Origin of the sequence: Streptomyces sp. MK37H, from assembly GCF_018035285.1 — a bacterium.
Lineage (GTDB): Bacteria > Actinomycetota > Actinomycetes > Streptomycetales > Streptomycetaceae > Streptomyces > Streptomyces endocoffeicus.
On sequence record NZ_JAAAYH010000204.1, the window covers coordinates 1 to 15921 of the forward strand.

The following is a 15921-nucleotide window of genomic DNA, read 5'->3' on the forward strand; positions in this document are numbered from 1 at the left end:
GGACGCCGCTCCTTCTTCCACGGAGATCCGTCAGAAGGACCCTAGCCGAGGACATTCCCCTCATACCCGCTCGGCTGACCGGGGGCGGTCCCGCCCCTGGGCCATGACCCTGGCCCCGCCCCCGGGCCACAGCTGTCCACGCCGGTCACGGCTCGCCGAAGCTCCCATGCCGTCCCGCGCCCGCCGCGAACCGCGCCGCGCCGTCCAGCCCCTCGGCCAGCGCGGCCTGACCGTGGCGCAGCTCCCGCGCCATGGCCTCGTCCTCCGGCAGTCCTCCCTGCTCCAGCAGCGAGGCCCGGTCGGAGCGCAGACACGTCTGCGGAAAGCGGGCGATCTCGGCCGCCAGCCGCTCCGCCTCCGCGCGCGCCCGCCCCGGCGGTACGACGCGGTTGGCGAGCCCGATGGCGTATGCCTCGTCGGCCGGCACCGGCCGTCCCGTCAGCACCAGGTCCATCGCCCGGCCGGCACCGACCAGCCGTGGCAGCCTTACCGTTCCGCCGTCGATCAGCGGGACGCCCCAGCGGCGGCAGAACACCCCGAAGACCGCGTCCTCCTCGGCGACGCGCAGATCGCACCAGAGCGCCAACTCCAGCCCGCCCGCCACGGCGTGCCCGCTGACCGCCGCGATCACCGGCTTGGACAGCCGCAGCCGGGTGGGCCCCATCGGCCCGTCGCCGTCCTCGGCCACCCGATTGCCGCGCGGTGTGCCGACCGCCTTCAGATCGGCCCCGGAGCAGAAGGTGCCGCCCTCCCCCCACAACACCGCTACCCGCGCCTCGGGGTCGGTGTCGAAGGCGCGGAAGGCGTCGGCCAGCGCCATGGCGGTCGCGCCGTCGACGGCGTTGCGCACCTCGGGGCGGGAGAGCACGACCGTGGTGACCGGGCCCTCCCGCTCCGTACGAACCGTAAGGCGCGCACCGGCCGCGTCTTCCGCCTCGCCGGCGTCGGCCGCGCCGTCCGTGGGCGTCACCGCGCGTCCTTCGGGCGGGCCCGCTCCAGGATCGGGCCGGTGTCGGTGCCGGGCGGCAGGGTGCCGAAGGCGTGCCCCCAGTCCCCGTCGAGCCGCGAGGCGCAGAACGCGTCGGCGACCGCCGGATGGCTGTACCTCACGAGCAGGCTGCCCTGCAGCACCAGCGTCATCTGCTCGGCCAGCCGGCGCGCCAGCAACTGCGCCCGCTCGGGGTCGGTGAGCTGCGGCAGCAGCCCGCGCAGCCGGTCCACGGCAGCGTCCAGCCGGGCGTCCGCCCCGGCCGCGGCGTCGACCTCGGCGAGGAACGCCTCCAGGGCGCCGTTCTCCCGGCCCAGCGCGCGCAGCACGTCGAGCGCGGCGACGTTCCCCGAGCCCTCCCAGATCGACAGCAGGGGCGCCTCGCGATACAGGCGCGGCATCCCGGACTCCTCCACATAGCCGTTGCCGCCCAGGCACTCCAGGGCCTCGGCGGCGTGGGTGGCGCCGCGCTTGCACACCCAGTACTTGCTCACCGCGAGCCCCAGCCTGCGCAGCGCCGCCTCGCTCTCGTCCCCGTCCTCGGCGCGGTCCAGGGCGGACGCGAGCCGCATCGCGAGGGTGGTGGCCGCCTCCGATTCGACCGCCAGATCGGCGAGCACATTGCGCATCAGCGGCTGGTCGACCAGCTCGGCCCCGAACGCCCGGCGGTGCTCGGCGTGGTGCAGCGCCTGCCGCAGCCCGGCCCGCATCCCCGCCGCCGAGCCGATGACACAGTCCAGCCGGGTGACGTTGACCATCTCCACGATGGTCCGCACCCCGCGGCCCGGTTCGCCGACCCGCCAGGCCAGGGCGGACTCGTACTCGATCTCGGCCGACGCGTTGGAGCGGTTGCCCAGCTTGTTCTTGAGCCGCATCAGCCGCAGCGGATTGCGGCTGCCGTCCGGCAGCACCCGGGGCACCAGGAAGCAGGTGACCCCCTCCTCCGTCTGGGCCAGCGTCAGGAAGACATCGCTCATCGGCGCGGAGGTGAACCACTTGTGGCCGGTGAGCACGTAGCGGCCCTCACCGTCCGGCACGGCCCGGGTGGTGTTGGCGCGGACGTCCGAGCCGCCCTGCTTCTCCGTCATCGACATGCCCGCGATCAGGCCCCGCTTGCCGAGCGGCGGCCGCAGCCCGAAGTCGTAGGTGCGGGCGGTCAGCAGCGGCTCGTACACGGCGGCGAGCTCCGGCTCGGCGCGCAGCGCCGGGACCGCGGCGTACGTCATGGAGATCGGGCAGCCATGGCCGGGCTCGGCCTGCGCGAAGGCGTAGAACTTGGCCGCGCGCACCAGATGGGCGCCGGGGCGGGTCTCGCTCCACGCCGCCGCGTGCTGGCCGCTCTCCACGGCGACGCCCATCAGCTGGTGGTAGGCGGGGTGGTACTCGACCTCGTCGACGCGGTGGCCGTAGCGGTCGTGGGTGTGCAGCACCGGGGGGTGCTCCTCGGCCATCCGCGCCCAGTCCTGCACCTCGGCGGAACCGGCCCGCGCGCCCAGGTCCCGCACCTCCTGTTCGCCCCAGCCGCCGCCGTGCCGCCGCAGGGCCTCCAACAGGGCGGGGTCGTCCGCGGTGCTGAAGCCGATGAGCGGCGGGGCCTGGTTGAGGACCTCGTGCGTAGCGCTCATGGCAGACATCTCCTCGTTCGCGGTGGTCTTCCGGGTCCGGCCGGGGTCTTACACTTCCATTATGCGCGACGAAGAACTGTAATGGATAGGGTTTCGCGTAACCATGGACGACACCGGAAGGCTCACCCTGCGGCCGCTGACCGCGCGCTCGGTCGTGCTCAGCACCCTGCTGGGCCTGCACCCGCCCCAGCTGCCCGCCCGCGCCCTGGTGCGCGTCGGCACGCTCTTCGGCACCGCCGAGGGCACCATCCGGGTCGCGCTCACCCGGATGGTCGCGGCCGGTGACCTGGAGCAGAGCGGTGGTACCTACCGGCTCACCGACCGGCTGCTGGCCCGCCAGGCGCGGCAGGACGAGAGCCGGGCCCCGCGCACCCGGCGCTGGGACGGCGAGTGGGAGATCGCGATCGTCACCTCCGACCGGCGCGAGGCGGCCGAGCGCGCCGCCCTCCGCCAGGCCATGGCCACCCTGCGCCTGGCCGAACTGCGCGAGGGCACCTGGATGCGCCCCGCCAACCTCGTCCACCCGCGCCCGGACGTCGCCGCCGAGCAGTGCGGCTGGTTCACCGGCGCGCCGGAGGGCGATCCGGCCGGGCTCGCCGCGCGCCTGTGGGACCTGGACGGCTGGGCCCACCAGGCCCGGCTGCTCGGCGCGGCGCTGGACGACGCGGAGGAACCGGCCGACCGCTTCACCGTCGCGGCCGCCGCCCTCCGCCACCTCCTCGCCGACCCCGTCCTCCCCGACCGGCTCCTGCCGGAGGACTGGCCGGGTACGGAGCTGCGCCGCCGCTACGACGCGTTCGAACGCGACTTCCGGGCGTGGCTGCCGCGGTACGCGGGCGGCTGAACACGATGGCGTCCCCCGGCTACGCCGATTCGCGGATCACCAGCTCCGTGGGGAGGACCAGCGCCGGTTCGATGGTCTCTCCGGCGGTCAGGCGCAGCAGTTGGCGGGCCAGACGGCGGCCGATGCCGTCTATCGGCTGGCGGACGGTGGTCAGCGGGGGTTCGGTGTAGCGCGCGGGCTCTATGTCGTCGAAGCCGACCACCGCCACGTCGTCCGGCACCCGTCGGCCGGCCCGGCGCAGCGCCCGCAGCACCCCGATCGCCATCAGGTCGGAGGCCACGAACACTCCGTCCAGCCGCGGCCCCCGGTCCAGCAGCTCCCGCATCGCGGCTGCCCCCGACTCCTGGGTGAAGTCCCCGACCGCCACATGCGCCGCCAGCCGCGCCCCGTCCAGCGCCGCCCGGTAGCCCGAGAGCCGGTCCATCCCGGCGACCATGTCCTGCGGGCCCGCGACCGTGGCGATGTGGGTGCGACCGGAGCGGATCAGATGCTCCACGGCCAGCGCCGCGCCCGCCGCGTTGTCCACCCCCACGTACGGCGGCGACGCCGGGCCCGGCACCCGCTCGTTGCAGACCACCGGGATGCCCATCCGGGCCAGCGCGGCGGGCAGCGGATCGGCGCCGTGCATCGACGCGACCATCACTCCGTCCACATGGCGGGCCAGGGCGAAGCGCTCGATGCGGTCACGGCTGGCGGCGGAGCGGGCCATCATCAGCACCAGCTGCTTGTCCGCGGCCTCCAGCTCCTGGCTCACCCCGCGCACCACGCCCGGGAAGAACCGGTCGTCGGAGAAGACCCGGCCCGGCTCCTCGGGGAGCACCAGCGCGAAGGAGTCGGTGCGCTGGGTGACCAGGCTGCGGGCCGCCTGGTTGGGGATGTAGCCCAGCTCCTGGATGGCGCTCAGGACCGCCTCGCGGCTGTCCTCGCCGACCTTGGTCGAGCCGTTGACGACACGGGAGACGGTGGCGCGCGAGACACCCGCGCGCCGCGCCACGCTCTCCAGGGTGGGCCGGGGCCGGTGCATCCGCGCATACCTCGCTGTCCGCTCACTGATGGGTCGATACAGCATGGATCAAGACCGGTCAGGGCGCGAGGACGCGGGCGCGGCAAACCGACGGGGAACCCCAGGCGGAGCGCAGGGCGCGGGCCTTGCGGAACCACAGCGAGAGGTCGTACTCGTCGGTGTAGCCGAGCGCGCCGTGCAGTTGGAGGGCGGTGCGCGCCGCCGTGTACGCGGCCTCGCCGGTGGCCACCTTCGCCGCGGCGACCTCCGCGCGGGCGTCGCCCGTGGACCCCGACGCGAGCGCGTCGCCCGTGGACCCCGACGTGAGCGCGTCGCCCATGGACCCCGACGCGAGCGCGCCGCCCGCGGGCCCCGACGCGAGCGCCACCGCGGCCCCGTACAGCAGCGGCCGGGCGAACTCCAGGCCGATGAGCGCGTCCGCCAGCCGGTGCTTCACCGCCTGGAACGAGCCGATCGGGCGGCCGAACTGGGTGCGCTGTCCGACGTACGCCGCGGTGCGCTCCACCAGTGCGAGCCCGGTGCCGAGCGACAGCGCGGCCGTGGCGAAGGCGGCCCAGTCCGCGGCGCGTGCGGCGGCCGCGGCCACGGCCGGGCCCCGGGCGAGCAGCTCACCGCCGGGCAGCGGCCGGGCCAGCCGCCGGGCCGGGTCGAACGAGGGCTGGACCGGCCCGTGCCCCGGGGCCAGCCACAGCTCCTCGCCCGTGACGGCGAAGACGGCGTCGGCGGCGTCCGCGTCCAGCGCGTACGGCCCGCCGTCCGCCGCCGCGAGCGTCACCAGCGCCCGTCCGTCGGCGATCCGGGGCAGCCAGTCCTTGGCCACCTGCCCGCTCCGCGCCGTGCCGCCCTCGGCGAGCGCGGCCAGCAGCACCGCGGCGGCGGCCGTCTCGGCCAGGGGCCCCGGGACGGCGTGCCGCCCCGCCGCGACATACGCCACGCCCAGCTCGACGGGCAGCGGCCCGACACCCTCGTACGCCTCCGGCACGGCCAGTGACGTCACCCCGGCGTCGGCGAGCCGCCCCCACACCGCGCGCCCCGGCGCGTGCTCGCCACGCGCCCAGGCCCGGACGGCGTGCGGCGTGCCGGCCCCGCCGAGCATCCGGTCCACGGTGCGGCCGAAGTCCGTCTGCGCCTGATCCAGCATGAACCTCATCCGAGCGCCCCCTCGTCGGCCAATCGGCTCGTCACCTGCCACGGGGCGCGCCGCCTCGGCCGCGGCCACGGGCCCGTCACCCTCACCGGCGTCCCTTCGGCAGGCCCAGCAGCCGCTCGGCGATGATGTCGCGCTGGATCTCGTTCGTGCCCGCGTAGATCGGGCCCGCGAGGGCGAAGGTGTAGCCGTCGGACCACGGGCCGGGCGCGTCCGGGTCGTCGGCGGCGTCGGACAGTTCGCCGTGCGGGCCCAGCAGGTCCAGGGCCGTTTCATGGAGGGCGATGTCCAGCTCCGACCAGAAGACCTTGTTCAGGCTGGACTCGGCCCCGAGCGAGCCCCCGGCGGCCAGGCGGGAGGCGCCCGCGTAGGCGAAGAGCTCATACGCGCGGGCGCGGATCACCGCGTCGGCGACCCGGTCGCGTAGCGCGGCCGCCTCGATCCCCGCATCGCTCCCGGCCTCGCCCGCCCGCTCCCGCCACAGCGCCACCAGGCGCCGCGCCGCCGCGGTGAACCGGCCGGGGCTGCGCAGGGTCAGCCCGCGCTCGTTGCCCGCCGTGCTCATCGCGATGCGCCAGCCCTGCCCCGGCTCGCCGATGACGTCCTCGTCGGGGACGAACACCTCGTCCAGGAAGAGCTCGGCGAAGGCGGGCTTGCCATCGAGGCGGCCGATGGGGCGCACGGTCACACCGGGCGCGTCCAGGGCGAACATCAGATACGTCAGCCCCCGGTGCGGTGCGTCCGCCGCCGGATCGCTGCGGAACAGGCCGAAGGCCCGGTCAGCGAAGGCGGCCCGGGACGACCAGGTCTTCTGTCCGCTCAAGCGCCAGCCGCCGTCGGTGCGGCGGGCGGTGGAGCGCAGCGAGGCGAGGTCGGAGCCCGACTCGGGCTCGGACCACGCCTGGGCCCAGATCGTCTCGCCGCGCGCCATCGGCGGCAGGATCCGGGCGCGCTGCTCGGCGCTGCCGTGCTCGAAGAGGGTGGGGGCGAGCAGGCTGATCCCGTTCTGGCTCACCCGGCCGGGCGCGCCCGCCGCGTAGTACTCCTCCTCGAAGAGCAGCCACTCGACCAGCGAGGCGCCCCGGCCGCCGTACTCCACGGGCCAGGTCACCGCCGACCAGCGGTCGGCCGCGAGGGCGCGCTCCCAGGCGCGGTGCGCCGCGAACCCCTCGGCGGTCTCCAGGGAGGGGAGGGGAGCGGTGGGCGTGTGAGCGGCCAGCCACCTCCGGGCCTCGGTCCGGAACGCCGACTGCCGCTCGGTGAGATCGAGGTCCATCGGTACAGCACCCCCTCCATCAGCTCCGTCGGCGGGTTCCCTAACAAGTGTTTGGTAGGTTACCGTGGCGTCGTGATGGACAACAAGGCGCCGTACGTCCCCGGCCACGGCCTCCTTACCGGTCGCACGGCCGTCATCACCGCCGCCGCGGGCACCGGAATCGGCGGCGCCACGGCCCGCCGGTTTCTCGAGGAGGGCGCGCGTGTCGTCCTCGGCGACGCCCATGAGCGCCGCCTCAAGGAGGCGGTGGCGACGCTCGCCGGGGAGTTCGGCGAGGAGCGGGTCGCCGGACGCGTCAGCGATGTGACCGACGAGGCCCAGATCGGCGCGCTGTACGACCTCGCCGAGGAGCGCCACGGACGGCTGGACGCGGTGGTCAACAACGCCGGGCTCGGCGGCACCGCCCTGCTGACCGAGATGACCGACGAGCAGTGGGACAAGGTCATCGACGTCACCCTGAATGGCACCTTCCGCTGCACCCGCGCCGCGCTGCGCCGGATGAAAGCGGGCGGCCACGGCGGCGTCGTGGTCAACAACGCCTCGGTCGTCGGCTGGCGCGCCCAGGCCGGTCAGGCCCACTACGCGGCGGCCAAGGCGGGCGTCATGGCGCTCACCCGCTGCGCCGCGGTCGAGGCCGCCGCGTACCGGGTGCGGGTCAACGCGGTTTCGCCGAGCCTGGCCATGCATCCGCATCTGGTGAAGGTCACCACCCCCGAACTGCTGGCCGCGCTCACCGAGCGCGAGGCCTTCGGCCGGTACGCCGAGCCCTGGGAGGTGGCCAACGTCATCGTCTTCCTGGCCAGCGGCTACTCGTCGTACATGACGGGCGAGACGGTGTCCGTGAGCAGCCAGCACCCATGAGGCGAGAATGAGAACGTGCCGAATTCCACCAGGAACCGCGCTTCCACCGGAAACAGTGCGAAGAACAGCGAGAAGAAGACGACCGTGACCCCGTCCCCCGAGCGGCGGCGCGAACTGCTCTCGACCGCGGCGGAGGTCTTCGCCGCCCAGGGGTACAACGCGACCACCGTCCGCCGGATCGCGGACGAGGCGGGGATGCTCGCGGGCAGTCTCTACTACCACTTCGACTCCAAGGAGTCGATGGTCGACGAGATCCTCTCCACCTTCCTGAACGAGCTCTGGGCAGGGTACGACGAGGTGCTCGGCGCCGGACTCGGCCCCCGGGAGACCGTCGAGGCACTCGTCACCGAGTCCTTCCGGGAGATCGACCGGCACCGCGCCGCCGTCGCCATCTACCAGAAGGAGTCCAAGCACCTGTCCACGCAGCCGCGCTTCCGCTATCTCACCGAATCGCAGGGGCGGTTCGAGCGGGCGTGGCTGGACGCGCTGGAGCGCGGAGTGGCCGAGGGGGTCTTCCGCGCCGACCTCGACATCCGGCTGGCGTACCGCTTCCTGCGCGACACGGTGTGGGTCGCCGCCTCCTGGTACCGGCCGGGCGGCCGGCACAGCCCCGAGGAGATCGCCCGCCAGTATCTGTCGATGGTCCTGGACGGCATCACTCCGCGAGAAGAACAAGCACGTCGAGACCGGACACAACGAAAGACACAGCGACCGTAAGACCGTCATGACCTGAGTGACCTCAAGGAGCTGCCATGCCCGAGGCATACATCGTGGAAGCGGTAAGGACGCCGGTGGGGCGGCGGAAGGGCGGGTTCGCCTCCGTCCACCCCGCCGACCTCGGCGCCCATGTCCTGCGCACGCTGATGGAGCGCTCGGGCGCCGATCCGGCCGCCGTCGAGGACGTCGTCTTCGGCTGTCTGGACACCGTGGGCCCGCAGGCCGGGGACATCGCGCGCACCTGCTGGCTGGCCGCCGGGCTCCCCGAGGAGGTCCCGGGCGTGACCGTCGACCGGCAGTGCGGCTCCTCGCAGCAGGCCCTGCACTTCGCCGCGCAGGCGGTGCTCTCCGGCACCCAGGATCTGGTGGTCGCGGGCGGGGTGCAGAACATGTCGATGGTGCCCATCGGCTTCGCCAGCGGCAGAGCCGGCGAGCCCCTGGGGCTGACCGAAGGCCCCTTCGCGGGCTCGGAGGGATGGCGGGCGCGCTACGGCGACCGTCCGGTCAGCCAGTTCTACGGAGCCGAGCTGATCGCCGAGAAATGGGGCATCACCCGCGAGGCCATGGAGGAGTTCGCCCTGGGCTCGCACCAGCGGGCGCTGCGCGCCATCGACGAGGGCCGCTTCGACCGCGAGACCGTCCCGTTCCGGGACGTCTCGGTGGACGAGGGGCCGCGCCGGGACACCAGCCTGGAGAAGATGGCCGCCCTCAAGCCGCTCATCGAGGGCGGGCGGCTCACCGCGGCGCTCTCCTCGCAGGTGTCCGACGGCGCCGCGGCCCTGCTGCTCGCATCCGAACGGGCCGTACGGGAGCACGGCTTGACCCCGCGCGCCCGGGTGCACCATCTGTCGGTGCGCGGCGAGGACCCGATCCGGATGCTGTCCGCGCCCATCCCCGCGACCGCGCACGCGCTGAAGAAGACCGGGCTGACCATCGGCGACATCGACCTGGTCGAGATCAACGAGGCGTTCGCCCCCGTCGTCCTGGCCTGGCTGAAGGAGACCGGCGCCGACCCCGAGCGGGTCAACGTCAACGGCGGCGCCATCGCCCTGGGCCACCCGCTCGGCGCCACCGGCGCCAAACTGATGACGACCCTCCTGCACGAACTGGAGCGCACCGGCGGCCGCTACGGACTGCAGACGATGTGCGAGGGAGGCGGCCAGGCGAACGTGACGATCGTCGAGCGGTTGTGAGGACCGTGACCACCGCCTCGACGGACGGAGTCCGGCGCAGGCGTCCGAAGCCTGTGAGGCCCCCCGGGGCCGAGCGGTGCGAGGGGGCCGTGAAGGTGGGGGTCGATGTGCGAGGGAGGCGGCCAGGCGAACGTGACGATCGTCGAGCGGTTGTGAGGACCGTGACCACCGCCTCGACGGACGGAGTCCGGCGCAGGCGTCCGAAGCCTGTGAGGCCCCCCGGGGCCGAGCGGTGCGAGGGGGCCGTGAAGGTGGGGGTCGATGTGCGAGGGAGGCGGCCAGGCCAACGTCACGATCGTCGAGCGGCTGTGAGGACCGCGACCACCGGCCCGACGGACGGAGTCCGGCGCATCGCCGAGCGGTTGTGAGGACTCCGACCGGACGCCTTCCCGTGGCGACCGGGCCCGGCCCCACAGATGATGGTGCTGCTCCGAGGGCGGGACCGAGGCCGGGAGGACAGCCATGGCGTGCGGATCGACCAAGCTCTGGAACGGCGAGGCCACCTGGTTCTGTTGTGGCAGCGCCTGGGGTCCGTGCGCCTCCGCGGGCGGCGGCGCGTGCGGCACCTGCCGGTCCAGCGCGCTGCAGGCCGCCTGGCCCAACGCCTCCAAGGCGTGCTGGGACATCACCCGGCCGGACCTGTGCGGCGAGGACATACCCCGGCGCGGCTGCGGCTCGGTGATGAAGGTGCGCCATGACTGCTCGGGCGCGAGCGTCTGTGTCACCGTCAGTGACTGCGGCCCGCGCACCCGCAGCTTCTGCTCCGAGTCCACCTGCTGCGACGGGGTCTGCCGCACCAACCGGGTCATCGACCTCACCCCCGCCGCCTTCTCCGCCATCGGCAGCCTGAGCTCCGGCACCCTGCCGGTCTCCATCTTCGAATGAGGCGGGCCCGGCCATGAGCGCGTACCGAACCGGCGACCCCCTCGACCGCCGTCGCTTCCTCACCACCGCCGCCCTCCACGGCGCCACCGTCGTCGGGGCGACCGCCCTGGGCGCGGTGGACGCCGACGCCGCCTTCGCCGCGCCGATACGCCCCCTGGACCCGGCGGTCGCCGAGAGCGCCTTCGCCGAGGGGCGGATCACCGCGATCAACGACGACGTCCTGGCGGTCGCGGGCTCCTACGGCGACCATTCCCGGGTGCGGGTCACGGCCGCCACCAGCGTCTGGAAGGCCCGGGCCACCACCGCGGCCGACATCGAGACCGGAGACGGACTCTACGCCCGCGGCGTCCCCCTGCCCGACGGCACCCTCGCCGCCGACGCGGTGTGGGTCAACATCGTGAACCTTGACGTCACCGTCCGCGGTATCGAGAAGACCCGGCTGCACCTCGCCCACGGGCAGCACGAGATCGTCGGCAACCTCATGGCGGAGACCACCAGCGCCGCGTACGGCACCGCCTCGCCCACCGCCGATCTGTCCCGGCTCACCATCGGGCAGAGTGCCCGGGTGCTGGGTGCGTGGCGGCCGTCCGACGGCTCCGTGGACCTGGTCCGGGTCGCGGTCGCCCCCGGCGCGGGGAGGCGGCGTTGAGCGCCCTGGTCCGCGACCTCGCCCCGCTGGTGCTCGCCGGGGTGCTGGGGCCGGCCGGTGCGGGCAAGCTGTTCGGCCGGGGCACCGCCCGGCAGGCGCCCCGTACCGCGCTCGCGCGGCTGCTGCGCGACGGCGGCCGGGCAGCGCTCGCCCTCCGCGTTCTCGGCGCGCTCGAACTCCTCCTCGTCGCCGCGCTGCTGGCACCGCCCGTCACCCCGCTCCCGGGAGCGGCGGCCGCCCTCCTCGGCGCGGGCTTCCTCGGCTATCTCGGCTACGCCCGCGCCGCCGCGCCCGGCTCCTCCTGCGGCTGTACGGCGCGCCGCGACACCCCCCTCACCTGGCGCGCCTTCGTCCGCGCCGCGGCGGTTCTCGCGGGCGGGGTCGCGGCGGCTCTGGCCCAGCAGCCCTGGTGGACCGCGGCGGCCCGCCGTCCGGCCGCGGCGCTGTGCCTGGTCCTGGCCGCGGCGGCGGCTCTGACGGCCCTCTCCGCCGATCCGGACCGCCGCTGGCGGATGCCGCTGCGCCGGCTGCGGCTGCGGATCACCGGGCATCCGCTCGCCGCGACCGGAGCGCGGACGGCGGTCCCGGTCGCCGCGACCGTCGAACTGCTGGAGCGCTCGCGCGCCTGGCAGAGCGTCTCCCGCGTGGTGCGCTCCGCGCTGCTGGACCACTGGGACGACGGTGGCTGGCGCATCCTCCAGTTCGCCGGGGTGTACGGGGGCGGCCCGGCCGCGAGGCCCGTGCTGGTGCTCTTCGCGGTGGACGCCGGGGCCAGCCTGGACACGGTGCGCGAGCCCGCCGTCCGGGTCAGCGTCATCGACGCGGACAGCGGGGCCCCGGTCATGGCCACGGCGTGAGGCCCGCCGAGCGGGCACCGACGGCGGCCCGGGCGCCGCACATGTGTTCCGCCGGGAGTCCCGGCGGAACTCCCGGCGGAACGTCACCACCCCGAGTAGCCTGGACGGCACTGCCCAGGTCGAGCCGGTGGCGCGAGTAGGGGAGTGGGTATGTCCGAGAATCGGACCGCGTCCGGCTCCCGAGGGCCCAGGTCCTGGTCCTGGTGGCAGCGGCTGGAGGACGCGTTCGACCGGTCCGCGATCGGACGCGGATGGCGCCGGGGCAGCGAATTCGAGCTGCTGCACCGTGCGATGGGCTTCGCCGCTCTGGGCTTTCTCACCCTGGTGCCCCTGCTGATCGTGGTCGCCGCGGCCGATCCGGTGAACCGGCTCGGCTTCGCCCAGTGGCTGGCCGAGGGCCTCGGGCTCTCCTCGACCTCGCGGGACGAGGTGCAGCGGCTGTTCGCCCCGCCCAAGCAGGCGCTGGAGTCCACCACCGCCTTCGGTCTGGCCACGCTGGCCATCTTCGGACTGCGCTTCGGCACGGTGCTCCAGGTCGGCTACGAGAAGGTGTGGGAGCTGCCGGCCGGCCGCTGGCACACCGTCTGGCGCCATCTGGTGTGGCTCGTGGTGCTGATCTGCTATCTGCTGCTCTCCGCCCATCTGGCCCCCGGCGTCTCCCGGGTACTGGTGGCGGTGGTGGGCACGGTGCTGTTCTTCTGGTGGTCGCAGTATCTGCTGCTCGGCGGGCGGATCAGCTGGGGCGCCCTGCTGCCCGGCGCGCTGGCCACCAGCATCGGGCTGCTGGGGCTGCGGGTCTTCTCGCAGCTGGTGTTCTCCCCGCTGATCGCCTCCAGCACGGTCTCCTACGGCCCGGTCGGCACCGTCCTGGTCGTCCAGTCCTGGCTGGTCGGCGTCGGCTACGTGGTCTTCGGCGGCGCGCTCGTCGGGCGGGTGCTGCACGAGGACTATCTGCGGATGGTGGCATGGCGCCGCAAGCGGCGCCGCGACCGGGCCAAGGCGGCCGAACCGCCGGAGTGACGCCCCGGCCCGCACGCTACACGGACACGCAGGTGCTCTGGTCCCGTACGGTCCGACCCCCGAAACGCCGTCGCCCCGGGCCGGGGCCGCCTGGCATGCTGGCGGTGTGAACGGACCCGAGATCCACGTCAGCCTCGCCCCTGAACTGCGATTCTTCGCCATTCCCGAGCGGCGCCGGCCCTGGACGGCCGTTGTCACCGACGGCGTCTCCACCCTCGGCCATGTGGTCGAGTCGCTCGGGGTGCCGCTCACCGAGGTCGGCAGGCTGCTGGTGAACGGGGAGGAGGCCGCCGTCTCGCGGGTGCCGGGCGCGGGGGAGACCGTGGAGGTCCAGCCGGTCGTCCGCCCGCAGCGGGTGCCGGGCGCGCCGCTGCGCTTCCTGCTCGATGTGCACCTGGGCACGCTCGCGCGGCGGCTGCGGCTGCTGGGTGTGGACGCCGCGTACGAGAGCGAGGACATCGGCGACCCCGAGCTGGCCGCGCGCTCCGCCACCCAGCGCCGGGTGCTGCTCTCCCGCGACCGGGGGCTGTTGCGCCGCCGCGAGCTGTGGGCCGGGGCGTATGTCTACAGCGACCGCCCCGATGAGCAACTGCGCGATGTCCTCGGCCGGTTCACCCCGAGCCTGGCGCCCTGGACCCGCTGCACCGCCTGCAACGGGCCGTTGGAGGACGCCGACAAGGAGACGGTCCGGGGGCAGCTGCAGCATGGCACCCGGCGCACGTACGACGTCTTCGCGCGCTGCACGGTCTGTGGGCGGGTCTACTGGCGCGGTGCCCACCACGCCCGTCTGGAGGCCATCGTGGCCGGGGCGATGGGCGAGTTCGGCGACGCGCGCGCCGCGCTGTCCTGAGCGCCGGGCCGTTCGCCGCGACGCCGAGCGGCGCTAACGGCCGCAGCGGGGGCACTGGAAGTCATGTCCGCCCGCGGTGAGTCCCTTGCCGCCGCTGCCGTAGGGGACCAGGACCATCTGGAGCCGTCCGCAGGCGCAGCGGCTCCAGACCACGACGCCCTCGCTGGTGGTGTGCCGGGAAACGATGGTGTGCGTGTCGGTGTTCATGGCAGCAGGATGACTCCGGACGACCGTTGAGGTCCATTGCACGTTTTCCGGGTCATGTGTGCAAAATGATTTCATGATTGACCTGCGCCGGCTTCATATGCTCCGGGTGGTGCGCCAGCAGGGCACGGTCACCGCGGCCGCCGAGGCCCTGCACCTCACCCCGTCCGCGGTCTCCCACCACATGCGGGAGCTCGCGCGCGAGCTCAGGGTCCCGCTCCTGGAGCCGCACGGTCGCGGCGTCCGGCTGACCCCGGCCGGGCGCCTGCTCATCGACCACGCCGACGCGCTGCTGGCCCGGTGGGAGGAGGCGCGGGCGGAGCTGGAGTCCTACCGGGCGGGCATGACCGGTCCGCTGCGCATCGCGGGCTTCACCACCGCGATCAGCGGCCTGATCGCCCCCGCGGCCGGGCGGCTGCGGCACAGCCACCCCGATCTGCTGGTGCAGGTGCGCGAGTGCGACACCGCGGAGAGCATGGACCTGCTGGTGGCGGGCGAGGTGGATATCGCGGTCGTGGAGCCCATCGAGGGCGGGCCGCCGCCGGATGACGCGCGATTCGAGCAGAGCCTCCTGCTGGAGGAGCCGCACATCTTGCTGGTGCCCGCCGACCACCGGCTGGCGGGGGCGGTGGCGGTGCGGCTGGAGGACGCGGCGGCCGAGGACTGGATCGTCGCCGACCCGGGCACCTGCGACCACGCCCAGCGGGTGCGGGTGCTGTGCGCGGCGGCCGGGTTCTCACCGCGGATCGTGCACGCCGCCACCCACTGGTCGGCGGTCTGGTCGCTGGTCGGGAACGGGCTGGGCGTCTCGCTCATCCCGCGGCTGGCCGAGGGCCCGGCGGGCCAGGCGGTGGCACGGGTGCCGGTGGCGGGCGAGAACATGCCGACGCGGCGGATCCTCACCTGTGTGCGCCGGGGCAGTCGGCGGAACCCGCTGATCGACCTCGGGATAGGGGCGCTGGAAGAGGCGGTGCGCCACCATCAGAGCCTGGACGACTGGCCCCGGTCCGCCGCCTGACGGCGCACCATGACGCCCTCTCAGGACACCGCGACGTCCTCTCGGGGCACCTCGACGCCCTTCTCAGGACACCTCGTCCTGAAGGGCCTCCGGAAGCGTGGTGTGGAAGGCCGGGTGGGCGTGCAGCCGCCGCACATAGGCGCGCAGCTGCCCATGGCGGGAGACCCGGTCGGCCGCGTCGGCGTTCAGGAGGGGCCGGTGCTCGGTGTCGAGCTGGACCAGGGCCACCCACAGGTCCACATCGGCGGCGGTCAGCTCCTCGCCCAGGGCGTACGGCGCGGCCGTCAGCCCGCGGTCGAGCCGGCCGAGGGCGGTCAGCAGCCGCTCCAGCGCCGCGTCCCGGCACTCCGCCTCGGCCGCCGTCCCGGCCTGCCGGGCGGCGTGGGTGATGTCCGCGTCGAGAAGGTCCCGGAGGGCGTCGATGTCCGTGGCGAGGGCCGCCGGGCGCAGCCGGGGGCGTCCGGTCCCGCTGTCATCGCTCAGATGGCCGGCGAGGTCGCGCAGGATGTCGGGGGTGTGATTGCTGACGACACGTCCGGTCCAGCCGTCGCACAGCGCGGGCGCGTCCACCGGCCCGCTGTAGCGGTGCCAGGTGGCCTCGTAGGCCCCGCGCAGTGCGGCGTACGCCTCGGGGGTGTCGTCCGGGAGCCCGACGAGGGTGGTGGCCACGGTGTCCCGCAGCCCGAGCAGATCGAGGGTGATGGAGACGCGCAGTGAGAGCGGACAGCTCGCGGAGAGGTAGAGCCGATAGCGATGCGGCACC

General features: G+C 74.2%; 17 protein-coding genes. 10 read left to right on the plus strand and 7 right to left on the minus strand.

The features are described 5' to 3' along the window. Positions 1 to 145: 145 nt before the first annotated feature. Together GWI24_RS25730 and GWI24_RS25735 are read right to left on the minus strand one after the other, a co-directional pair. Complete coding sequence (locus tag GWI24_RS25730) at positions 146 to 970, minus strand: crotonase/enoyl-CoA hydratase family protein (protein ID WP_210948283.1); 825 nt, start codon at positions 968 to 970, stop codon at positions 146 to 148. Then, the gene (locus tag GWI24_RS25735; RefSeq protein WP_210948284.1) at positions 967 to 2613 is read right to left on the minus strand and encodes an acyl-CoA dehydrogenase family protein; all 1647 of its coding nucleotides are present in this window, start codon (positions 2611 to 2613) and stop codon (positions 967 to 969) included. The genes GWI24_RS25730 and GWI24_RS25735 overlap by 4 nt, the downstream gene beginning before the upstream one ends. Positions 2614 to 2716: 103 nt before the next feature. On the opposite strand from GWI24_RS25735, the gene GWI24_RS25740 reads away from it, so the two are divergent. Next, positions 2717 to 3457 (plus strand): PaaX family transcriptional regulator C-terminal domain-containing protein, encoded by a 741-nt coding sequence (locus GWI24_RS25740; protein WP_210948285.1) that lies wholly within the window; start codon positions 2717 to 2719, stop codon positions 3455 to 3457. 19 nt (positions 3458 to 3476) lie between these two features. Here the strand turns inward: GWI24_RS25740 and GWI24_RS25745 are convergent, their stop codons facing one another. The 3 genes from GWI24_RS25745 to GWI24_RS25755 all read right to left on the minus strand — a co-directional run bounded on the left by GWI24_RS25745 (position 3477) and on the right by GWI24_RS25755 (position 6904). Continuing rightward, positions 3477 to 4481, minus strand: coding sequence for a LacI family DNA-binding transcriptional regulator (locus GWI24_RS25745; RefSeq protein WP_210948286.1), 1005 nt, complete (start codon positions 4479 to 4481; stop codon positions 3477 to 3479). 58 nt (positions 4482 to 4539) lie between these two features. Beyond that, positions 4540 to 5631 (minus strand): acyl-CoA dehydrogenase, encoded by a 1092-nt coding sequence (locus GWI24_RS25750; RefSeq protein ID WP_210948287.1) that lies wholly within the window; start codon positions 5629 to 5631, stop codon positions 4540 to 4542. A gap of 82 nt (positions 5632 to 5713) precedes the next feature. Beyond that, positions 5714 to 6904, minus strand: coding sequence for an acyl-CoA dehydrogenase family protein (locus GWI24_RS25755; protein WP_210948288.1), 1191 nt, complete (start codon positions 6902 to 6904; stop codon positions 5714 to 5716). A gap of 75 nt (positions 6905 to 6979) precedes the next feature. Here GWI24_RS25755 and GWI24_RS25760 point away from each other — a divergent pair, with 75 nt between their 5' ends. The 8 genes from GWI24_RS25760 to GWI24_RS25795 all read left to right on the plus strand — a co-directional run bounded on the left by GWI24_RS25760 (position 6980) and on the right by GWI24_RS25795 (position 13936). Next, on the plus strand, positions 6980 to 7765 hold the full coding sequence (locus tag GWI24_RS25760) for an SDR family oxidoreductase (RefSeq protein WP_210948296.1): 786 nt from the start codon (positions 6980 to 6982) through the stop codon (positions 7763 to 7765). An 84-nt stretch (positions 7766 to 7849) separates the two neighbouring features. Then, on the plus strand, positions 7850 to 8482 hold the full coding sequence (locus tag GWI24_RS25765; RefSeq protein WP_210948297.1) for a TetR/AcrR family transcriptional regulator: 633 nt from the start codon (positions 7850 to 7852) through the stop codon (positions 8480 to 8482). Between the two features lie 35 nt (positions 8483 to 8517). Then, positions 8518 to 9675: an acetyl-CoA C-acetyltransferase gene (locus GWI24_RS25770; protein ID WP_210948289.1), complete on the plus strand. Its 1158-nt coding sequence runs from the start codon at positions 8518 to 8520 to the stop codon at positions 9673 to 9675. Positions 9676 to 10137: 462 nt separating this feature from the next. Beyond that, positions 10138 to 10560 (plus strand): septal ring lytic transglycosylase RlpA family protein, encoded by a 423-nt coding sequence (locus tag GWI24_RS25775; protein ID WP_044567887.1) that lies wholly within the window; start codon positions 10138 to 10140, stop codon positions 10558 to 10560. Between the two features lie 13 nt (positions 10561 to 10573). Then, positions 10574 to 11209, plus strand: a complete 636-nt coding sequence (locus GWI24_RS25780) for a cell wall protein (RefSeq protein WP_210948290.1) — start codon at positions 10574 to 10576, stop codon at positions 11207 to 11209. Beyond that, positions 11206 to 12066, plus strand: a complete 861-nt coding sequence (locus GWI24_RS25785) for a MauE/DoxX family redox-associated membrane protein (protein WP_210948291.1) — start codon at positions 11206 to 11208, stop codon at positions 12064 to 12066. The genes GWI24_RS25780 and GWI24_RS25785 overlap by 4 nt, the downstream gene beginning before the upstream one ends. Before the next feature lie 150 nt (positions 12067 to 12216). Then, positions 12217 to 13086, plus strand: coding sequence for a ribonuclease BN (locus GWI24_RS25790; RefSeq protein WP_210948292.1), 870 nt, complete (start codon positions 12217 to 12219; stop codon positions 13084 to 13086). A gap of 106 nt (positions 13087 to 13192) precedes the next feature. Further along, positions 13193 to 13936: a Mut7-C ubiquitin/RNAse domain-containing protein gene (locus GWI24_RS25795; protein ID WP_210948293.1), complete on the plus strand. Its 744-nt coding sequence runs from the start codon at positions 13193 to 13195 to the stop codon at positions 13934 to 13936. A gap of 33 nt (positions 13937 to 13969) precedes the next feature. On the opposite strand, the gene GWI24_RS25800 is transcribed toward GWI24_RS25795, so the two are convergent. Continuing rightward, a complete protein-coding gene (locus GWI24_RS25800; RefSeq protein ID WP_210948294.1) occupies positions 13970 to 14143 on the minus strand; it encodes a hypothetical protein in 174 nt (57 codons plus the stop codon). Between the two features lie 73 nt (positions 14144 to 14216). On the opposite strand from GWI24_RS25800, the gene GWI24_RS25805 reads away from it, so the two are divergent. After that, entirely contained in the window at positions 14217 to 15158 is a 942-nt protein-coding gene (locus GWI24_RS25805) for a LysR family transcriptional regulator (RefSeq protein ID WP_247616885.1), read from the plus strand. A 63-nt stretch (positions 15159 to 15221) separates the two neighbouring features. Here the strand turns inward: GWI24_RS25805 and GWI24_RS25810 are convergent. Beyond that, positions 15222 to 15921: glutathione S-transferase C-terminal domain-containing protein (locus GWI24_RS25810; RefSeq protein WP_210948295.1), on the minus strand; the 700-nt coding region annotated here is incomplete at its 5' end.